General features: G+C 71.6%; 15 protein-coding genes. 6 read left to right on the top strand and 9 right to left on the bottom strand.

All coding sequences use genetic code 11. The features are described from left to right. Positions 1 to 81: 81 nt before the first annotated feature. The 6 genes from ACWCPW_RS30580 to ACWCPW_RS30555 all read right to left on the bottom strand — a co-directional run bounded on the left by ACWCPW_RS30580 (position 82) and on the right by ACWCPW_RS30555 (position 8,731). Entirely contained in the window at positions 82 to 687 is a 606-nt protein-coding gene (locus tag ACWCPW_RS30580; RefSeq protein ID WP_449764786.1) for a hypothetical protein, read from the bottom strand. A gap of 227 nt (positions 688 to 914) precedes the next feature. Beyond that, positions 915 to 3,023 (bottom strand): putative bifunctional diguanylate cyclase/phosphodiesterase, encoded by a 2,109-nt coding sequence (locus ACWCPW_RS30575; protein WP_449764785.1) that lies wholly within the window; start codon positions 3,021 to 3,023, stop codon positions 915 to 917. Between the two features lie 132 nt (positions 3,024 to 3,155). After that, positions 3,156 to 5,369: an NAD-dependent DNA ligase LigA gene (gene ligA, locus ACWCPW_RS30570; protein WP_449764784.1), complete on the bottom strand. Its 2,214-nt coding sequence runs from the start codon at positions 5,367 to 5,369 to the stop codon at positions 3,156 to 3,158. An 83-nt stretch (positions 5,370 to 5,452) separates the two neighbouring features. Next, on the bottom strand, positions 5,453 to 6,457 hold the full coding sequence (locus ACWCPW_RS30565) for a methionine synthase (protein ID WP_449764792.1): 1,005 nt from the start codon (positions 6,455 to 6,457) through the stop codon (positions 5,453 to 5,455). Positions 6,458 to 6,527: 70 nt separating this feature from the next. After that, positions 6,528 to 8,072 carry an MDR family MFS transporter gene (locus tag ACWCPW_RS30560; protein WP_449764783.1) on the bottom strand — a complete coding sequence of 515 codons (1,545 nt, stop codon included), beginning with the start codon at positions 8,070 to 8,072 and terminating at the stop codon, positions 6,528 to 6,530. 65 nt (positions 8,073 to 8,137) lie between these two features. After that, positions 8,138 to 8,731, bottom strand: a complete 594-nt coding sequence (locus ACWCPW_RS30555) for an NADPH-dependent FMN reductase (protein WP_449764782.1) — start codon at positions 8,729 to 8,731, stop codon at positions 8,138 to 8,140. A 157-nt stretch (positions 8,732 to 8,888) separates the two neighbouring features. On the opposite strand from ACWCPW_RS30555, the gene ACWCPW_RS30550 reads away from it, so the two are divergent. Further along, a complete protein-coding gene (locus tag ACWCPW_RS30550; RefSeq protein ID WP_449764781.1) occupies positions 8,889 to 9,683 on the top strand; it encodes a TetR/AcrR family transcriptional regulator in 795 nt (264 codons plus the stop codon). 144 nt (positions 9,684 to 9,827) lie between these two features. Here the strand turns inward: ACWCPW_RS30550 and ACWCPW_RS30545 are convergent, their stop codons facing one another. From ACWCPW_RS30545 to ACWCPW_RS30535, 3 genes are all read right to left on the bottom strand, one after another. Further along, positions 9,828 to 10,760, bottom strand: coding sequence for a serine hydrolase (locus tag ACWCPW_RS30545; protein ID WP_449764780.1), 933 nt, complete (start codon positions 10,758 to 10,760; stop codon positions 9,828 to 9,830). After that, positions 10,757 to 11,704, bottom strand: a complete 948-nt coding sequence (locus tag ACWCPW_RS30540) for a LysR family transcriptional regulator (protein WP_449764779.1) — start codon at positions 11,702 to 11,704, stop codon at positions 10,757 to 10,759. Before ACWCPW_RS30540 ends, ACWCPW_RS30545 begins: the two co-directional genes overlap by 4 nt. Before the next feature lie 213 nt (positions 11,705 to 11,917). Next, entirely contained in the window at positions 11,918 to 12,838 is a 921-nt protein-coding gene (locus ACWCPW_RS30535) for an alpha/beta fold hydrolase (RefSeq protein WP_395873399.1), read from the bottom strand. Between the two features lie 336 nt (positions 12,839 to 13,174). On the opposite strand from ACWCPW_RS30535, the gene gatC reads away from it, so the two are divergent. The 5 genes from gatC (at position 13,175) to ACWCPW_RS30510 (ending at position 17,314) form a co-directional block, all read left to right on the top strand. Beyond that, positions 13,175 to 13,471 carry an Asp-tRNA(Asn)/Glu-tRNA(Gln) amidotransferase subunit GatC gene (gene gatC / locus ACWCPW_RS30530; protein WP_355535084.1) on the top strand — a complete coding sequence of 99 codons (297 nt, stop codon included), beginning with the start codon at positions 13,175 to 13,177 and terminating at the stop codon, positions 13,469 to 13,471. Between the two features lie 5 nt (positions 13,472 to 13,476). After that, entirely contained in the window at positions 13,477 to 14,970 is a 1,494-nt protein-coding gene (gene gatA, locus ACWCPW_RS30525) for an Asp-tRNA(Asn)/Glu-tRNA(Gln) amidotransferase subunit GatA (protein ID WP_449764778.1), read from the top strand. A 17-nt stretch (positions 14,971 to 14,987) separates the two neighbouring features. Next, positions 14,988 to 15,224, top strand: coding sequence for a hypothetical protein (locus ACWCPW_RS30520; protein WP_406298567.1), 237 nt, complete (start codon positions 14,988 to 14,990; stop codon positions 15,222 to 15,224). A 14-nt stretch (positions 15,225 to 15,238) separates the two neighbouring features. Next, positions 15,239 to 16,723 (top strand): Asp-tRNA(Asn)/Glu-tRNA(Gln) amidotransferase subunit GatB, encoded by a 1,485-nt coding sequence (gene gatB / locus ACWCPW_RS30515; protein ID WP_449764791.1) that lies wholly within the window; start codon positions 15,239 to 15,241, stop codon positions 16,721 to 16,723. A 366-nt stretch (positions 16,724 to 17,089) separates the two neighbouring features. After that, on the top strand, positions 17,090 to 17,314 hold the full coding sequence (locus ACWCPW_RS30510) for a hypothetical protein (RefSeq protein WP_449764777.1): 225 nt from the start codon (positions 17,090 to 17,092) through the stop codon (positions 17,312 to 17,314). Positions 17,315 to 17,320: the final 6 nt, after the last annotated feature.

Here is a 17,320-nt window from a genome sequence, read left to right as displayed (position 1 = left end):
GCGAGGCGAGCGCTCGCCTCGCACCACCGGCACGTCATCGTGCGAACCCCGCGCTCGGGCGAGGGGTCCGGTCGAGCGTTTCTACAGACTCGCGAGCACGGTGCCATCCGCCGCGTAGACCTTGACGGGGGTGGTGAACGGGGGGTCGAGCTTCGACTGCGGGAGGGGCACCACGGGGCCGTCGACGTAGAACGCGGACCAGCCCGGGGAGCCCGCGAGGGTCAGCAGCTTCGCCTCCAGCGTCCGGCCGGCCACTTCCACGGTCACACGGGCGACCACGCCGTTGCCCCGGTAGGCACCGGTGTACAGGTTGGACCCCCGGCCCTCGTACGCGCGGATGTCGACGGTGCCGACCGGGAAGTCCTTGAACAGGACGGCCTTGCCGAACTGTGCGCCATGCTGAGCCGCGTTTTCGACGAAGTGGTAGCCGCTCGTGGTGAGCCATGTGGAGTTGCCGCCGCCGACGTCGATCCGCTCCTCGGGGTCGACCACGCGCGCCGGCGAGGACGCGAGGGGAGCGGTGGGAGCGGCGGGCGCGGCGGCGGCGACTCGGGTCGGCTGCGGAGCGGCCGGGGTGCCGTCGCCGGACGCGAACGCCACGCCGCCCACGGCGACCACGGCCGCCGCGCCGAGAGCGGCGACGAGCAAGCGGGCGCGGCTTCGCCGCGTGGTCGAGGTCATCGTCATCAGGAGGCTCCGATCGTCTTGCCGAGCAGGTGACTTGGCCGGATCGTCGACCCGGCCACCCCTCCTGACGGGACGATCCCAAAAATCGTTGCTCGGTCGAGGACGGATCTTTTCGCGCCCCGGTCGTGCCGACGCGTGCCGAGGCTCGGACGCACGGGACGCACGGACGCTCGGACGCTCGGCAACCGTAGGACCGGCGAGGCCGGCCCCCGCCCGCGCCGAAGGACTCAGCTCACATCCGCCCGGCGGTGGTGGTGGATCTCGGTCGGCGCCGCGGGTGTGGCGTGTGCGCCCGCACCGTGGCGCAGCAGCCACGCGGTGGCCTCGTCGCTCGGCAGCGCCTTGGACATCAGCCAGCCCTGGGCCGTGTCGCAGCCCAGTTCGCGCAGGCGCTGGTAGGTGGCCTCGTCCTCGACGCCCTCGGCGACCACGCGCAGACCCAGCGAGTGGGCGAGTTGCACGATCGAGCAGACGATCGCGGCGTCCTCCTCGTTCATGGTCAGGCGGGCCACGAAGGACCGGTCGATCTTGATCTCGCTCACCGGGATGTGCCGCAGGTGGACGAGCGAGGAGTAGCCGGTGCCGAAGTCGTCCAGGGACAGCCGCACGCCCAACCGGCGCAGCGCGTCCAGTGATTCGGCGGCCCGCTGCGGCTCCTCCAGCAGCACCCGCTCGGTGATCTCCAACTGCAACGCGCCCGCCGCAACCCCGTGTTCGTGCAGCCCGGCCGCCACCGAGTCGGCGAACGAGGGCACATGGATGTCGCGCGCGGAGATGTTCACCGCGACCGGGACGTCGATGCCCTCCGCGTGCCAGCGCGCCACCTGGTCCAGCGCGACGTCCACCACGTAGCGGGTGAGTCGGGGCATCAGTCCGGTCTGTTCGGCCAGTAGTACGAACTCCTCGGGTGAGACCTGACCCCGGGTCGGATGCCGCCAGCGCACCAGCGCCTCGCAGCCGTCCACCCGGCCGTCGGCCAGCCGAATCTTCGGCTGGTAATGCAACTCGACCTCGTGGTTGTCCAGGGCCCGCCGCAGATCGCCGAGCAGCAGCAGCTTGTCCCGGGTGTTCACGTCGCGCGAGTCGTCGTACACCTCCACGCCGCTGCGCGAGCGCTTGGCCAAGTACATCGCCACGTCGGCGAATTGCAGCAGGCCCAGCACGTCGGAGGCGTGATCCGGGAAGATCGCGACCCCGACGCTGGCCTCGACGTCCAGCGTCAACTCGTCCAGGTCGAACGGCTCGCCGAGGCGGTCGACGATGCGATGCGCGAGCCCGAGGACCACCTCCTGCGCGGTCTGCCGATCCGTGCCCATGTCCAACCCCGGGAGCAACAGGGCGAATTCGTCGCCGCCGAGGCGGGCCACGGTGTCCCCGGGTCGGACCAGCGTCTCCAGGCGCGCGCCGACCTGCTGCAACAGCCGGTCGCCGGCGACGTGTCCGAGCGTGTCGTTGACCTCGTGGAAGCGGTGCAGGTCGAGCAGCAACAGGGCGACCCGGCCGCCCCGGCCGCCGGCCCGGCCCAGCGCCTCCTCGCCGCGCTCCAGCAACAACCGCCGATTCGGCAGACCGGTGAGCGCGTCGTGCCGCGACTCCTGCTCACGGTCGAAGCGCACCATCGTGCTGCGGTAGAGGGTGTGCAGCGGGACCACGAACAGCGGGAGCAGCCAGGGCTGTTCGGCGGCCACGACGGCGATCAGCGGGGACAGGCCGATCAGCGCGCCGTGCGAGACCACCCGCTGGCGCAACTCGGCGCGCACGAGCGTGAACACACTCGTCCCGCGCCAACTCGCCCGGGCCAGCCACCCGGACGTCTGCGACACGGCCGCCATCGCGAGCCCGGCCAGCGCGACCACGGGGAAGTCCACCACGCTCAGCCCACGCGCCTCGTCCGGACCCGGCTCGATGCCGAACAGCCCGAGCACCACGTCGGCGGCGATGAAGGCGAGCACGTAGTGGCCCATCGTGTAGCCCACCCGCCACCACGAGTCGCCTCTGAGCAGGCCGGAGACCAGGACCGGAACGGCCTGCCACAGCGCGGCGACCTGCCACCCGTGCACGAGCAGCAGGCCGAACGTGATGGCGATCGACGGCATCGCGCCGGGGATGTACAACCCCCGGCGCGTGAGCGCCGTGTACACGCCGTCGATCGACACCAACGCGAGCATGATCCACACGCCGGGTGTCAGCGGGACCGGACAGTGACCGTCGGCCAAGGCGATCGTGGGTGGTACGACGAGTGCGAACACGCCGACCAGTGCGACTATCCCGGTGTGGATGAAGAACGCGCGTGGTCGCGCCAGTCGCGACAGGTCCGTCCTGCCGATCCGACCCATGCGCCTGCTCCCTGCGGCCTCGTCGGGCGGCATCCCGGGCGCCGGGACGGGTACGCCTGTGGGGCACCGAGCCCGCCGGGTGGGCAAGCTCCCGCCCAGGGTAGGTCGTTCCGGCATCGCTAGGGAGGGTTATCAGCCGGCACGCTCGGCCGCCCACGCGCGGGCCGCTTCGGGCCCGTCGGCCAGGAGCACCGCGAAGCCCTCGTCGTCGAGGATCGGCAGTCCCAGTTGCACGGCCTTGTCGTATTTGGAGCCGGGATTGTCGCCGACAACCACGAAGTCGGTCTTCTTCGAGACCGAACCCGTCACCTTGGCGCCGAGCTGTTCCAGGGCCTCCTTGGAGCTGTCCCGGGTGTATCCGACGAGCGTTCCGGTGACGACCGTCACAATTCCGTCAAGCGGGCCGGGAGCCTTCTCCTCGTCCGAACCTTCCTCGGCGAGCCGCACACCGGCCGCGCGCCACTTCTCGATGATCTCGCGGTGCCACTCCTCGGCGAACCACTCGGTGACCGCCTTGGCGATGATCGGGCCGACACCGTCGACCGCCGCGATCTCCTCCTCGGAGGCCGCCGCGAGCCGATCGAGGTCGTGGAAGCCGCCCGTGATGGCCCGGGCGGTGGTGTCGCTGACGTGTCGGATGCACAGCGCGGTGAGCACGCGCCACAGTGGCTGCGTCTTGGCCTTCTCCAACTGCTCGATCAGTTTGAGCGTGTTGGCCTTCGGCTCGGAGGGCTTCTTGACATTGCCCTCCTTGTCGTAGGTGGCCTTCGACCAGAAATAGGGGACGAGTTCCTTCTCGTCCTCGGCCGCGCCCTTGCGGTTCACCTTGCGCAGCATCTGCACGTCGCGCAGTTGATCGGCTGTCAGGTGGAACAGGTCGGCCTCGGTGTCGAGCACGGACGGGCCCGCGTGCGGGTGGGTCAGCGCGACCGCGGTCTCGTAGCCGAGTGCCTCGATGTCGAATGCCTTGCGGCCCGCGAGGTAGAAGATCCGCTCGCGCAACTGGGCCGGACACGAGCGCGCGTTCGGGCAACGCAGATCGATGTCGCCCTCCTTCATCGCGCGCAGTTCGGATCCGCACTCCGGACACGTGGCCGGCATCTCGAACTCGCGCTCGCTGCCGTCGCGCAGGTCGGCGACCGGGCCCAGGATCTCCGGGATCACGTCGCCGGCCTTGCGCAGCACGATCGTGTCGCCGATCAGTACACCCTTGGCCTTGACCACCTGCTGGTTGTGCAGCGTCGCGCGGGCCACCACCGATCCCGCCACCGCCACCGGCTCCATCACCGCGTACGGTGTCACCCGGCCCGTGCGGCCGACACCCACCTCGATGTCGAGCAGCTTGGTGTTGACCTCCTGCGGCGGGTACTTGAACGCGATCGCCCACCGGGGCGCCTTCGAGGTCGCGCCGAGCCGGCCCTGGATCGGGATCTCGTCGACCTTGATCACGATGCCGTCGATCTCGTGCTCGACCGAGTTGCGGTGCTCGCCGAAGTAGCGGACGAACTCCTTCACTTCCTCGATCGTGCCGACCACCTTGTTGTGCTGCGCGGTCGGCAGCCCCCACGCGTGCAGGCGCTCGTACGCGTGCGACTGGCAGTCGATGTCGAAGCCCCGGCGGGCGCCGATGCCGTGCACGATCATGTGCAGCGGGCGGGACGCGGTCACCCGGGGGTCCTTCTGCCGCAACGATCCGGCAGCGGCGTTGCGCGGGTTGGCGAACGGCTTTTCGCCGGCCTCGACCAAGCGCGCGTTCAGCTCGTCGAACTTCTCGATCGGGAAGAACACTTCGCCCCGGATCTCGACCAACTCGGGTACGTCGTGCCCGCCGTCGTCGCGCAGCCGCGTCGGGATCTCGGCGATGGTGCGGATGTTCGGTGTGACGTCCTCGCCGGTGCGACCGTCTCCGCGAGTCAGCGCGCGCACCAGCCGGCCGTTCTCGTACAGGAGGTTGATCGCCAGCCCGTCGATCTTCAGCTCGCACAGATAGTGGAACGACCCCGTCCCCAACTCGCGGGTGAGCCGGTCGTCCCACTCGTCGAGCTCGTCCTCGTTCATCGCGTTGTCGAGGCTGAGCAGGCGTTCCAGGTGGTCCACCGAGGTGAAGTCGGTCGAGTACGTGCCGCCCACCTTCTGGGTCGGCGAATCCGGCGTGCGCAGCGCCGGATACTCCTCCTCGATCGCCTCCAGCTCCCGCATCAGCGCGTCGAACTCGCCGTCGCTGACCACCGGCGCGTCCTTCACGTAGTAGCGGAAGCGGTGCTCCTCCAGCTCACGGGCGAGGGTCGCGGCGCGTTCGCGCACCTCGGCCGGGATCTCGTCCACTCCGGTCGTCGCACCAGCCACGTCGTCGCCCTCCAGCGCCACCAGTTCGAATGAGGTTCGCGGCGTCCCGCGGGCGGGTCGCCGAGGCGCGCCGCCGCGTTTCGCTACATGGCGCCTTCGGGGTCGTCCCGAAGCACCCGGCCGGCAGCCACGCTGTGGGACAGAGCGGCCCGGGCGTACGCCGGAGAGGCACCGGCGAGGCCACACGTGGGGGTCACCACGACGGCTTCGGCCAGGGACTCCGGCGGGAAACCGAGCCTGTTCCACAACGTTCCGACAGACCTGACGGTACCGGGCGGGTCGGACAGTGGACGCGCTCCCACACCGGGCTTGACCTCGGACGCGTCGCTCTCCGGAGGCAGACTCGGCACCACGCCGGCGAAGAGGCCGAAGCCGGCCTCGACCGCCTCGCCGATCGATTCGTCCTGGGACCGCCGCAGCAGCGAGACGTCGAGCGAGACGCCCGTCGCGCCGGCCTGGCGCAGCAGCGTGATCGGCGTGCCGGGCGCGCAGCAGTGCACGATCGTCGGCACACCCGCGCCCGCGATCACGTCCCGCAGCGTGTCCCGGACCACCGCCTTGTCCACGGCGCGCAACCGGCCGAAGCCGCTCGCGGTGGGCACGTCGCCGGCGATCACGCCGGGCAGCGCGGGCTCGTCCAGTTGCAGCGTCAGGTCGGCGCCGGGGATCCGCCGGGCCACCTCCGCCACATGCAGCCGGATGCCCTCGGTGAGCGACACGGCCAGGTCCCGGCACGCGCCCGGGTCGGCCAACGCCTTGTCGCCGTAGGTCAGTTCGATCGTGGCGGCGAGCGTCCACGGGCCCGCGACCTGGAGCTTGAGCGGACCGGTCCAGCCCTGGGTGAACTCCTCCAGGGCGTCCAGGTCCTGGTTCAGGTACGAGCGGGCCCGGCGGTGGTCGCGCCCGGGGCGGTCCACGAAGCGCCACCCGGAGGGCTGTACGTCGGTGTAGAGGTCGACCAGCATCCCGGCCGAGCGGCCGGTCAGGTCGGCGCCCGGACCGCGAGCGGGCAGCTCGGGCAGGTGCGGCAGGTCGGTCAGCAGACCGAGCACCATCTTGACGGTCTCGCGGATGTCCTCACCGGGCATGGAACCGACCCCGGTGGCGCTGCCGGGTGGCCGGGGAGAAGTACGTTCTGGGGTGTCCACGCCCGGAAGCTTAGTTCGACCCGGCCCGTGCCCCGGCGGGCGCCGCGGCGGTGTCCGGCGCGGCGGGCCGGGCCGGTGCGTCGGCCGCCGAACGCAGCGGGACCTCGCGGACGAACCAGGACACGCCGAACGCGAGCACGGACAGGATCGCCAGCCCGATCGCCACGCCGTGCAGACCGCCGGTGACCGCCGCATGGAAGGCATCCCGCGTGGCGGCGGGCAACTCGCGCAGTGCGGCGGGGGTCGGGTCGGCCGCGCCGGAGCGGTCCGGTCCCAGGCCGGCTTCGAAGCGGTGCGCGTACACCGCGCCGAGCAGCGCGACGCCGAGCGAGCCGCCGATCGTCCGGGCGAGGGTCGCGGTACCGCTCGCCGCGCCCAGGTCGCGCGGGTCGGCGCTGTTCATCGTGATCAGGATCGTGCTCTGCATCACGAAGCCCACCCCGACCCCGATCACCAGGGTCAGCGCCGAGGCCACGGCCGTGGAGGTGTGCACGCCCAGACCGAGCAGCACGAGCGCGCCGACGATCATCACCGCGCCGCCCAGGATCGGGTACACCCGGTAGCGACCGGTGCGGCTGATCAGTCGGCCGCAGGCGATCTGTACGCCGAGCATGCCGAACATCAGCGGCAGGAGCAGCAGCCCGCCCGCCGTGGGCGAGGCGCCTCGCACGAACTGCATGTACTGCGGGAGGTAGTTGCTCGCGGCCATCATCACCGCGCCGACCAGGAAGCCGAGCACCTGTGCGACGGCGAAGTTGCGGTCGGCGAACAGCCGGGGCGGGATGATCGGTTCGGCCGCGCGGCGCTCGACCGGGACGAAGGCGGCCAGCGTGGCGACGGTGAGCGCGGCCAGGCCGAGGATCTGCGGCGAGGTCCACGCGTACGTGGTGCCCGCCCAGCCGGCCAGCAGGGTCAGCGCGACGATCCCGGTGGTGAGCAGCGCGGCGCCGGCGTAGTCGATCCGGGCCTTGATCCGCACGGTGTCGAGCCGGATGCCGAGGCCGACGACGGCGAGCGCGAGCAGGCCGATCGGCACGTTGACGTAGAACGCCCAGCGCCAATCCAGGTGATCGGTGAGGAACCCGCCCAGCAGCGGCCCGCCGATCAGCGCGATCGGCATGATCGCGCCGAACAGCGCCTGCACCCGGCCGCTGTCGCGCGGCGGTACGAGCACACCGATCAGCGCGAACGCGCCCACCATCAGTCCGCCCGCGCCCAGCCCCTGGACGGCGCGGAAGGCGATCAACTCGTTCATGTCCCGGGCCGTCCCGGAGAGGATCGAGCCGACCAGGAACACGCCGATCGAGGCCATGAACACGCCCTTGCGGCCGTAGAGGTCGCCGAGCTTGCCCCAGATCGGCGTGGTCGCGGCGGCGGCGAGCAGGTAGGCGGTCACCACCCAGGACAGCCGGTCCAGGCCGCCGAGGTCGCCGACGATGGTGGGCAGCGCGGTGCCCACGATGGTGCCGTCGAGCATGCCCAGGAACATGCCGAGGACCAGGCCGACGACGCCGAACGGGATTGTGGTGGGCGGGGTCTCGGTTTTGTGTGACATGACGCTTCCCCCGTGGCGGGTCGTCGGTTTCGAACGGGTCGTCGGTTTCGAGGGGTGAGGGGGCGTCAGGCCGCGTACGGGCGGACGGCCTTGGCGTCGCGCAGGGCGTGCGCCCACCACGCGAGTTGGTCGAGCATGGTCTTCGCGGCGGCGTCCGAGGCCGGGTCGACGGCCTTGCCGTCGGCGTCGAACTTGTCCCAGTGGCCGTGGAAGCTGACCGTGTCCCGCACGGTGACCGCGTGCAGCTCGGCCAGCACGACCCGAAGCTGCTCGACCGCGCGCAGGCCGCCGGAGACCCCGCCGTAGGACACGAAGCCGACCGGCTTGGCGTGCCACTCCCGGTTGTGCCAGTCGATCGCGTTCTTCAGCGCGGCCGGGAAGCTGTGGTTGTACTCCGGCGTGACGATCACGAACGCGTCGGCGGCGGCCAGCCGGGGCGACACCTCGGCGAGCAGCTCGGCGGTGCCGGGCGCGGGCGGTTGCCCGAAGGCCGGGAACACGGTGGGCAGCGGGGTCTCGATCAGGTCGACGACGTCGACGGTCAGATCGTCGCGACCGGCGGCGTGGGCGCGCGTCCACTCGGCCACGACGGGCGCGAAGCGGCCGTCCCGGGTGCTGCCGACGATGATCGCGAGGCGGAGGGGAGTGGTGGCGGGCATGTCGGCTCCTCGATGTCTGTGTACAACGTATCCGTTGAAATACAACGTACACATCGGTGTGTACGACGTCCACTCTTGATACGTTGTACGCACAGCGGCAGTGCATCCGCGGCATCCGCCGTACGCCGCGTCCACGCACTTCGGGAGGACCGCGCTCATGGCCGGGCAGAAGAAGAAGGCGTCACCGGCCGAAGCGGGGCCGGGGGCGGGGGCGGACACAGGGTCGGACGCCGGCGGCGAACCCCGCGTCTCGCTGTGGGAACGGCTGGAGAACCCGAGTCCCGCGCCGCGCACCGTGCTGACCCCGGCGCGGATCGCCGAGGTCGCGGTCGCGATCGCCGACGCCGAGGGCATCGACGCGGTGACGATGCGGCGGCTGGCGACCGAACTGGGCGTCGCGCCGATGGCGGCCTATCGGTACGTGTCCGGCAAGGACGACCTGTTGGAGCTGATGGTCGACCGGGTCTACGGCGAACTGCCCGCGCCCGAGGCCGGCGCGGGCTGGCGGGCGACGCTGCGGACGCTCGCGACGAGCACCCGCGAGATCGTCCTGCGGCATGCGTGGCTGGTGCAGTTGCCGTCGGCGCGCGCGGCGATCTCGCTCACCCCGAACCGGCTGGCGGTGGTCGAGTGGGGGATGTCCGCGCTGGCCGAACTCGACCTTCCGCCGGACGAGTTGATGGTCGCGGTGGACACGGTCGCCGCGTTCGTCCAGGGCCGCACCGCCTCCGAGGTGGCCACCCGGCGGCTGATGGAGGTGCGGGGCGCGGCCGACGGCCACGCACTGCGCACGCAGCTCGCCCCGGAGATGACCTACCTGATGAACACGGGCCGCTACCCCACCTTCCACGCCTATCTCGGGGCCGCTCGGCGCAAGGACGATCCGCGCTGGCAATTCGAAACCGCCCTCGACTGCATCCTCGACGGCCTCGCCACCCGCCTGGGCATCTGACCGGGACCGAGTTCCCGGGGTCGGCGGCCACCGGTCCCGGGATCCGCAGCGCACGAGCTCCGGGCAGGCCACTTCCAGCCCGTCCGGCGTTTGAGGACGGCCCGGAAGCCACTTGGCCCATGGGCCGTTCAGGCGACGGACGGCTCAGGCGACCCCGCGCGGCGCCAGCCTGAGTGCGTCGACCGCCACCCGTGCCACCGTGCCGATCACCGCGTCGGCGGCCGGCAGTGCCGCGGCCGTGTCGGCGGATCGGGTGCAGATCGCGATCGCGTACCGGCCGCCGTCCGGATACTCCACCACCCCCGCCTCGTGCCGCAGCGTGGGCAACGTCCCGGTCTTTCCGGACACCCGCACGTCGTCGAAGGGAAACCCGGACGCCAACCGGTGCGACCACGCCTGAAGGCCGAGCACCCGCCGCAGCCCCACCCCGTATTCGCCGGCACACGCCTCGTCCCGCCAGATCGCGCCCAGCAACCGGGTCAGGTCACGCGGCGTACCCCGGTTGGACCGGTTCGGGTCCAGCGCCCGCAGCCGGGCCACCACGGTCGGGTCGACCAGCGCCGCCGGGCCGCCCGGCCCCGCGTCCGCCCGCAGGCCGGCGTACATCTCGCGCAGCGGCTCGATCGCCACCGTGTGGGTCAGGCCCAGTTCGAGCATCGTCGCGTTGACCGTGTCCAGGCCCAGCGCGTCCCACAGCGCGTCGGCCGCCGCGTTGTCGCTCACCGCGACCGCGAGCGACGCGAGGTCGCGCAGCGACATGGTGACCGGGTCCAGCATCGCGGCCACGCCGGTCCCGCCCGGACTGCGTGCCGCACCCGAAGGAAGCTCGATCCGCTCGGTCAACTCGACCCGACCGGCCGCCGCCTCCCGGAACAGTGTGGTGACCAGACACAGCTTGTGCAGGCTCGCCGTGCTGTACAGCGTGTCCGCGCCCAGATCGAGTTCGGCGCCGGTGTCGATGTCGACCGCGTGCAGCACACCGCTCACCCCCGCGTCGGCGAACGCGTCGGCGATCCGAGCCCGCGCGGCACGCCGCCGTCCGCCGTGCGAGCCGTGCGCGGATCCGGACCGGGTCACAGCGGGAACTCCGAGGCCGGACGCGGAAAGAGCGGCCGCCCGGGACGCTCGGCCAGGACCCCGGCATGCCGCCGCAGCGCCGCGTGCGCGGTCTCGGTGAACGCCCGTACGGCCGGCCCGTCGGTGCCCCGCGGCCAAGCCGTCGAGGTCCGCCACGCGAGCGGCGCGCCCGCCAACGGACGCCACACCGTGCCCGACTCGGGCGCGGTGTGCGGAACCAGGGCCACCGCCGCGCCGGACAACACCAGGGCCCGGGCGAAGTCGCCGCCCGGCACGTCGTGCACGACCGCCGGGGTACACCCGTGCCGGGCACACGCGGTCAGCGTCTCGTCGTACAGCGCCGGGGCGAACTCTCGTGGGAACAGCACCAACTCACACCCCGTCAGGTCGGCGAGCGCGACCTCGGTCGGGGCCGCGAGCGGATCGTCGGCGGCCAGCAGCACGCCGAGCGGTTGACGCAGCATCGGGCCCACCTCCAGGTCGGCCACCGCGCACGGATGCCGGACCACGCCGACGTCCAGGGTGCCGGCCGCCAACTCGCGCAACTGCCGGGTGGTGGTCAGCTCGCGCAACTCCAGGGCGCCCCCCGGCGAACGCTCCCGGAAGCCGGTCAGGATCGCCGCGACCGCCGCGCCACCGAGATCGGGCGGGACCGCCGCGCGGATCGCGCCGGTGGTCCCGCCGCGCAGCCCGGCCACCGCGGCGCCGAGCCGGTCGGCGGCGCCGAGCAACTCGCCCGCCTCGGCCAGCACGACCCGGCCCGCCGGAGTCAGCACCACGCCTCGGCTGTTGCGATCGAACAGACGTACGCCGAGTTCGCGCTCCAACCGCTGGATCCGCTGGGACAACGACGGCTGGGCCATCCGCAGTCGCTCGGCGGCCCGGCCGACATGTCCCTCCTCCGCGACGGTCCGGAAGTACCGGAGATGTCGGAGCAGGTCCATGGCCGGCGATGATAGCCGTCCGGCTATCGCTTCCGGCCCGAGCGCGTTCTCGGACCGGGCGACCGACTCGTATCGAAGGGCGGCGCCGATCCGACCGGCGGGCGGCGCGGATCCGACTCCGGGCCGCCGCGGCCGACACAACGCGGGGCCCGCTCGGATCCGTCCCGAACGAGCCCTGCGTCGTGGGACCGGGCCCCACGTCGTACACCGACGTCAGGTGCCGAAGGCCAACCCCACACTCCGACCTATCTCGCGCCGCTGGAGGTAGAAACAGGCCTTGTGCGGCTCCGCGCCGTGTTCGCCCGTGTATCCACCACGCAGCACCGGCCCGCCCTCCGCGGGGACCGGGAACATCCGCGACAGGGTGGGATCGGCCGCCACGAGGTCGTCGCGGTCGGCCAGGTTCACCCAGTTCTCGACGAACGCCGGCGGCTGCGCGGGCTGCGGCCGCACCCACGAGTCGACGACGGTGTCCGGGCCCAGCGGCGACCCGAGCGTGATCAACAGCGGCAGCGGTCTGCGCAGCCGGTGCGCGAGTTCGTAGGCGACCACCGCACCGAGCGAGTGCCCGATCACCACCTTGGTGTCGAAGCCGATCTCGGCGCCGACCCGATCCAGCACCCGATTGCGGGTCTGATCATCCGTCAGGTAGCGGGTGAGCTGGGTCAGCGCCTTGTTCACGAAGCCGCCGGCCGAGCCCGGGCCGTCGGCGGCGAACCAGCGCAACCCGGCCAGTCCGCAGGTGGGGGAGAGCACGACGGTGCGCCCCGTCTCCCCCGGCCCGCCCTCCAGGCGGGCGATCTCCCGTGCCGCACGCTGCCGTTCCGGCGGGACCGAGCCGCGAACCGCGGCGCGATCCAGCCATTCGCGACCTATGCGCGCGGTCACCTCGTGCTGGATGTCCTCGTCGATCATCTCGCCCTGCGACGGGTGCCGGCGGAGCAGGTCACCATAGAACGCCATCCGCGCGTCGATCCCGCGACGGGTGTGGCGGTACTTCCACAGCCGGTCCGCGACCTCGGGAAATCCCGCTGCCTTCACTCCCCGGGCCAGACGTGGGACCCACTCCTCCTCGAGTGTGTGGGCCGACCTGTATTCCTGCGCGATCCCGTGTACCAGCACGATGGCGGCCATCGTGTCCCCTCCCAAGCCCCGAGTCCTTGACGAGCGCGCTCTCGGACGCCGGGCCCAAGAGTTGTGCGAAGGGCCGATCGACGCGGGGGGACGCAGACCGGAGAGTGGCTTCGCAAGGTTCTCTTACCCAGTCGGTAACGGAAGTTGGCATTTGAGTGAAGTTACTTCCGGGTTGTTCGACGAGATGTGCCATCCGGCCGGAATTATTCGCACCCGGGTACCGTCGGATCGGGGCCGGCGGGCGGGTCGCGGGGCCCCGGTGGGCCGCGCCGGTGTCGCCCATCGGGCCAATAGACTGGCCTGCATCACACCCGTCAAACCGAAGGAACCCGCTGCATGCCTGGCATCACGCGCGAGGAGGTCGCCCACCTCGCCCGGCTGTCGCGGCTGGAGCTCGGGGCCGAGGAGCTTGATCACCTCGCCGCGCAGCTCGACGACATCATCGGCGCGGTCGCCCGCGTCGCCGAGGTCGCAGCCGACGACATCCCGCCGACCTCGCACCCGCTGCCGCTGACCAACGTCATGCGGCCGGACGTCATCCGCCCCGGGCTCACCCCCGAGGAGGCGCTGTCCGGTGCGCCGGCCGCCGAAGAGCAGCGTTTCCGGGTGCCCCGCATCCTGGGAGAGGAGTGACGGCCATGACCGAGACCATTCGCTGGACCGCGGCCGAGACCGCCTCCGCCATCGCCGACGGCAAGGTCACCGCCGTCGAGGTCGCCCGGGCCCACCTGGACCGCATCGAGGCCGTCGACGCCAAGGTGCACGCGTTCCTGCACGTGGACGCGGACGGCGCGCTCGCCGCCGCCAAGGCCGTCGACGACGCCCGCGCGCGCGGCGACAAGCTCGGCCCGCTGGCCGGTGTGCCGCTCGCGCTCAAGGACGTGTTCACCACCAAGGGCGTGCCGACCACCTGCGGGTCGAAGATGCTCGAGGGCTGGAAGCCGCCGTACGACGCGACGTTGACCCGCCGGCTCAAGGACGCCGGTGTGGTCATCCTCGGCAAGACCAACATGGACGAGTTCGCGATGGGCTCCTCCACCGAGAACTCCGCGTACGGCCCGACCGGCAACCCGTGGGACCCGACCCGGGTCCCGGGCGGCTCCGGCGGCGGCTCGGCCGCCGCCATCGCGTCCTTCCAGGCGCCGCTGGCGATCGGCACGGACACCGGCGGCTCGATCCGCCAGCCCGCCGCGCTCACCGGCACGGTCGGCGTCAAGCCCACCTACGGCGGCGTCTCCCGCTACGGCCTGGTGGCCTTCTCGTCCTCGCTCGACCAGGGCGGCCCGTGCGCGCGCACGGTGCTCGACGCCGCGCTGCTGCACGAGGCGATCGCCGGGCACGACCCGCTCGACTCGACCTCGATCGACGCGCCGGTGCCGAACGTGGTCGAGGCCGCGCGCAGCGGCAGCGTCCGCGGCCTGCGGATCGGCGTGGTCAAGGAGTTCGGCGGCGAGGGCTACCAGGCGGGCGTGCTGGCGCGCTTCGCCGACGCGGTCGAGCTGCTGCGTGAACTCGGCGCGGAGATCGTCGAGATCTCCTGCCCGAACTTCACCTACGCGATGCCCGCGTACTACCTGATCGCGCCCTCGGAGGCGTCGTCCAACCTGGCCCGCTTCGACGCGATGCGCTACGGGCTGCGGGTCGGCGACGACGGCGACCACTCGGCCGAGGAGGTCATGTCGCTGACCCGCGAGGCCGGCTTCGGCGCCGAGGTCAAGCGCCGGATCATGCTCGGTACGTACGCGCTGTCGTCCGGCTACTACGACGCCTACTACGGCCAGGCACAAAAGGTCCGCACGCTCATCACGCGCGACTTCGAGGCCGCGTTCGGGCAGGTGGACGTGCTGATCTCGCCGACCACGCCGACCACGGCGTTCCCGATCGGCGAGCGTGCGGACGACCCGATGGCGATGTACCTCGCGGACCTTTGCACCATCCCGTCCAACCTCGCGGGCAACGCCGCGATGTCGCTGCCGTGCGGCCTCGCGGACGAGGACGGCCTGCCGGTCGGCCTGCAGATCATCGCGCCGGCCATGGCCGACGATCGGCTGTACCGGGTGGGCGCCGCCGTGGAGGCCGCCTACCTGTCCCGCTGGGGTGCCCCGCTGCTCGACCGCGCACCCGCGCTCTGACTTTTCGAGGAGTCGATATGGCCAAGAAGAAGAAAGCCCCCAAGAGCAACGTCGCCAAGGTCTTCAGCGTCGGCATGCAGCTCTTCGGCGCGATCGGCGTGATCAAGCAGATCAAGGAGGCCCGCGGCAAGAACGACAAGCTGGAGCTGGCCGACGCGGTGATCAGCGCCGCCGCCGTGGTCACCGGCTTCGCGCTGCTGATCCGCGCGATGCGCGAGGTCGAGGAAGAGCTGACGGAGGCCGACGCCCTGTGAGTACCACCAGCCTGATGTCCTACGAGGACGCGCTGGAGACCTACGACCCGGTGATGGGCCTGGAGGTCCACGTCGAACTGGGCACCGCGACCAAGATGTTCTGCGGCTGCTCGACCGAGTTCGGCGCGGAGCCCAACAGCCAGGTCTGTCCGACCTGTCTGGGCATGCCCGGCGCGCTGCCCGTGGTCAACGCGGTCGCGGTCGAGTCGGCGATCCGGATCGGCCTCGCGCTCAACTGCAACATCGCCGAGTGGTGCCGCTTCGCCCGGAAGAACTACTTCTATCCGGACATGCCGAAGAACTTCCAGACCTCGCAGTACGACGAGCCGATCGCGTTCGACGGGTACCTCGACGTCCAGGTCGAGGGCAAGACCTGGCGGGTGGAGATCGAGCGCGCGCACATGGAGGAGGACACCGGCAAGTCGCTGCACATGGGCGGCGCGACCGGTCGCATCCACGGCGCGGACTACTCGCTGCTCGACTACAACCGGTGCGGCATCCCGCTGATCGAGATCGTCACCAAGCCGATCGAGGGCGCGGGCGAGCTGGCCCCGCTGGTGGCCAAGGCGTACGTGGCCGAGCTGCGCGAGCTGATCCGCGCGCTCGGGGTGTCCGAGGCCCGGATGGAGCTCGGCCAGATGCGCTGCGACGCGAACCTGTCGCTGCGCCCCAAGGGCCGGGAGAAGTTCGGCACCCGCAGCGAGACCAAGAACGTCAACTCGCTGCGTTCGGTCGAGCGGGCCATCCGGTTCGAGATCCAGCGGCACGCCACCGTGCTCACCGACGGCGGCACCATCGTGCAGGAGACCCGGCACTTCCACGAGGAGGACGGCAGCACCACCGCCGGCCGGATCAAGGAAGAGGCCGAGGACTACCGGTACTTCCCGGAGCCCGACCTGGTGCCGGTGGCGCCCTCGCGCGAGTGGGTCGAGGAACTGCGCCGCACGCTGCCCGAGCTGCCGTCGCTGCGCCGCGCCCGGCTCCAGGCCGAGTGGGGCGTCAACGACTTCGAGATGCAGTCGATGGTCAACGCGGGTGTCCTGGACGTGATCCTGGCCACGATCGACGCCGGGGCCGACTCGGACGCGGCGCGCAAGTGGTGGCTGGGCGAGCTGTCCCGGCGGGCCAACGAGCGCGGCGTCGAGGTGGCCACGCTGCCGATCACGGCGGCCCAGGTCGCGCGGGTGGCCGCGCTGGTCAAGGGCGGCGAGCTGAACGACAAGCTGGCCCGCCAGGTGATCGACGGCGTGCTCGCCGGCGAGGGCGAGCCGGACGCGGTGGTCGAGGCGCGCGGACTCAAGGTCGTCTCCGACGACTCGGCACTCGGCGCGGCCGTGGACGAGGCGATCGCGGCCAACGCGGGCATCGCCGACAAGATCCGCGGCGGCAAGGTGCAGGCGGTCGGGGCCCTGGTCGGCGCGGTCATGAAGACCACGCGCGGGCAGGCCGACGCGGCTCGGGTACGGGAGTTGATCCTGGAGCGCCTGGGCGTGTCCTGACCCGTCGGTTTTCGGCGGTTCGGCGGGTTCGTCGTATTCGACGTGCTCGGCGTGTTCGACGGGTTCGTGGTTCGTGGTTCGTCGAGGAGGGCCTTCGGTCGCGTTGCGATCGGGGGCCCTTCGGCATGTGTGTCGTCGGCCGTGGGGGCGTGCCGGGGGTCCGTAGGTACCGGGCGATGTTCGGCCGGGGTTCTCCCTAGGTCTGTTCGACCCCCTTATCGGGTTCTTCTCGGGCGCCTTAGATCGGTCGTGGACGAGGTGAGCGACTCGGATGCGGCATCCGACCGATGCCCGAAGGCCCCCTGGGACGCGAGGCTCGTACCACGAGCCGGAGCGACCGGTTCGGGTGACCAGGAGGTCGACACCATGTTGGAGTACGAACTGTTCCAGGCCCGTGAGCGCGACCTGCGGGCGACCGCCGACCACGACCGGATGGTCCGCGAGGCGCTGAAGGCGGGCCGGCGTGCGGCCAAGGCCGCGCGGGTGGCCCGGCGCGAGGAGCGGCGAAGCGGCCAAGGTGCCGGGGGTCTCAGTTCCGATCGCGGCGTATCCGGGTGGAGCACAGGCAGCCTGCACCTGCACGCCCGGTGAGCACGT

Source organism: Embleya sp. NPDC001921 (assembly GCF_053594475.1).
The sequence above is the reverse complement of the archived record's forward strand: the minus strand, read 5'-3'. Positions and strand labels throughout refer to the sequence as shown.

What these genes read in the sequence shown, in the direction of transcription:
- gatB (WP_449764791.1), top strand. Translation starts at nt 15,239, where the DNA reads ATGTCCTACGAGGACGCGCTGGAGACCTACGACCCGGTGATGGGCCTG.
- gatA (WP_449764778.1), top strand. Translation starts at nt 13,477, where the DNA reads ATGACCGAGACCATTCGCTGGACCGCGGCCGAGACCGCCTCCGCCATC.
- ACWCPW_RS30565 (WP_449764792.1), bottom strand. Translation starts at nt 6,457, where the DNA reads ATGCCCGGTGAGGACATCCGCGAGACCGTCAAGATGGTGCTCGGTCTG.
- ACWCPW_RS30575 (WP_449764785.1), bottom strand. Translation starts at nt 3,023, where the DNA reads ATGGGTCGGATCGGCAGGACGGACCTGTCGCGACTGGCGCGACCACGC.
- ACWCPW_RS30510 (WP_449764777.1), top strand. Translation starts at nt 17,090, where the DNA reads ATGTTGGAGTACGAACTGTTCCAGGCCCGTGAGCGCGACCTGCGGGCG.
- ACWCPW_RS30520 (WP_406298567.1), top strand. Translation starts at nt 14,988, where the DNA reads ATGGCCAAGAAGAAGAAAGCCCCCAAGAGCAACGTCGCCAAGGTCTTC.
- ACWCPW_RS30560 (WP_449764783.1), bottom strand. Translation starts at nt 8,072, where the DNA reads ATGTCACACAAAACCGAGACCCCGCCCACCACAATCCCGTTCGGCGTC.
- ACWCPW_RS30540 (WP_449764779.1), bottom strand. Translation starts at nt 11,704, where the DNA reads ATGGACCTGCTCCGACATCTCCGGTACTTCCGGACCGTCGCGGAGGAG.
- ACWCPW_RS30580 (WP_449764786.1), bottom strand. Translation starts at nt 687, where the DNA reads ATGACGATGACCTCGACCACGCGGCGAAGCCGCGCCCGCTTGCTCGTC.
- ACWCPW_RS30550 (WP_449764781.1), top strand. Translation starts at nt 8,889, where the DNA reads ATGGCCGGGCAGAAGAAGAAGGCGTCACCGGCCGAAGCGGGGCCGGGG.
- ACWCPW_RS30535 (WP_395873399.1), bottom strand. Translation starts at nt 12,838, where the DNA reads ATGGCCGCCATCGTGCTGGTACACGGGATCGCGCAGGAATACAGGTCG.
- ACWCPW_RS30555 (WP_449764782.1), bottom strand. Translation starts at nt 8,731, where the DNA reads ATGCCCGCCACCACTCCCCTCCGCCTCGCGATCATCGTCGGCAGCACC.
- gatC (WP_355535084.1), top strand. Translation starts at nt 13,175, where the DNA reads ATGCCTGGCATCACGCGCGAGGAGGTCGCCCACCTCGCCCGGCTGTCG.